This window comes from Streptomyces chlorus (genome assembly GCF_042655885.1).
Taxonomy (GTDB): Bacteria; Actinomycetota; Actinomycetes; order Streptomycetales; family Streptomycetaceae; genus Streptomyces; species Streptomyces chlorus.
The window spans coordinates 1-2,101 of the sequence record NZ_JBHSOA010000019.1; the positions used below are offsets into that span (position 1 = coordinate 1).

General features: G+C 72.2%; 1 protein-coding gene. It reads right to left on the reverse strand.

The window, feature by feature from the left end:
• On the reverse strand, positions 1–2,085 hold a 2,085-nt coding region (locus ACFPZI_RS10880; protein ID WP_381361481.1), incomplete at its 3' end, for a polyketide synthase dehydratase domain-containing protein.
• Positions 2,086–2,101 lie beyond the last annotated feature (16 nt).

Sequence of the window (2,101 nt, forward strand, 5' to 3'; positions counted from 1 at the left end):
GTGATACGCCGTCAAGAACACCAACGGCACCGACGCCGCAACCTCCCACGACCACCCCTCGGGCAGTCGGGCGAGCAGCCGGGCGTCGCCGACCACAAGGGAGCCGAAGCCACCGGACACCAGGCCCATGACCGAGTCGCCGGGCGTCAGCCCGGTCACCTCGGGACCCACTTCGGTCACCACGCCCGCGGCCTCGCGCCCCATGCGCCCGGCGTCTCCGGGGTACATGTCGAGCGCCTTGAGGACGTCGCGGAAGTTGACACCGCCGGCCCGGACCTCGATCCGCACCTCGTGTCCGGTCAGCGGCTCAAGGACCTCGGGGAAGGGCGCCAGGGCCAGTCCGTCCAAGCTGCCCTTCGTCTCGCTGTCCAGTCGCCACGGCACTCCGGCCGGCGGCACGAGCCCTGTTCCGGACTCCAGCCGGGCGAGGCGGCCCGCTCGAATTCCGTTGTCACGGATGACCAGTTGGGGCTCGTCAGCGGTCAGTGCCTGAGCCATCTGTACGAAGGCGTCCTCGGCGACACCGAGGTCCACCAAGCCGAAGCAGCCGGGGTTCTCCGTCTGCGCGGATCGCACGAGGCCCCAGACCGCGGCGGCGGCGACGTCCGTGACGTCCTCGTCGCCGGACGCCATCGCGCCACGGGTGACGAACACCAGCCGCGAGTCGGCGAACCGCTCATCGGCCAGCCACTCCTGCACCAACGTCAGTGCTTCGGAGGTCAGAGCGTGAACCGACTCCACGACACCGTCCCGGACCGTGCCGGCGACGCTCACCAGTACGGTGCCCGGCACCGGGGCGTCACCGGCCGTCAGGGATGCCAGATCGGCGTACGTCTCGACGCTCGACCCCACTCCCACCAGCCCGTCGGCCAGCCCGAACGGGTCGGGTCCCACCAGTGCGACGGCTTCGGGCACCTCGGCACCCGACTGCACGGAAACCCAGTCGAGGCCGAACAGCGCGTCCCTGGCCAGCGCGGCGTCCGCGCTCAGCTCATCGTTCGACACCGCGCGTACGAGCAAGGAGTCGACCGAGGCAACCGGCGCCCCGGACAGGTCGGCCACGGAGATCGACACCGCGTCCCGGCCGTCGACCGGAGCGATCCGCACCCGCAGCGCGGAAGCACCCGACGCTACGAGCGACACACCCTCCCACGAGAACGGCAGACCACCACCGCCCTCGCCACTCGCCTCACCGGCGAGCAGAGAAGCGTGCAGCGCCGAGTCCAGCAGGGCGGGGTGCAGACCGAACGCGGCCGCATCCCCCTGCGCACTCTCCGGCAGACCCACCTCGGCGAAGACCTCGCCGTCCCGGACCCACGCGGCCCGCAGGCCCTGGAACACCGGACCATAAGCGAAGCCCAGCTCCGCGAAACGCTCGTAGCAACCCTCGACATCCAGCGCCTCCGAGCCCGCAGGCGGCCACACCGTCGCATCGAAGTCATCAACGGACGCCTGACCACCGACCGCCAGCACACCCGAGGCATGCTGCGTCCACGGCTGCTCGTCGGCGCCGTCGAGCCGGGAGTGCACGGTGACCGGATGCCGGTCCGTGTCGTCCGCGGCCCCGACGCGCACCTGCACCTGGACCGCGCCGTCCTCCGGCAGCACCAGGGGGGCCGCGAGCGTGAGCTCCTCAACCCGGTCGCAGCCGACCTCGTCAGCGGCGCGGAACGCCAGCTCCAGCAGCGCGGCGCCCGGCACCAGGACCCGGCCCATGACCGCATGATCGGCGAGCCAGGGGTGCGACTGGACGGAAAGCCGTCCCGTCACCAACGCGCCCTCGCCCTCAGCAAGTTCGACGGTCGCTCCGAGCAAGGGGTGCCCGGCCGCTCCCAGTCCGGCGGCGCGTACGTCACCGGCGGCGTCGGCCTGCGAACCGGCCGGCCAGATCCACTGGTGCTGGAAGGGGTACGTGGGCAGGTCGACCCGCGACGCATCCGTTCCGGCGAACACGGCGCGCCAGTCCACGGGAACGCCCCGGGTGTGCAGCTGCGCCAGGGCCGCGAGGGCCGCGGGCTCCTCGGCGCGGTTCTTGCGGAGGGCCGGTACGGTCACGGCCCCCTCGGACACGGACTCCTGCGCCATGGCGGAGAGGACCCCG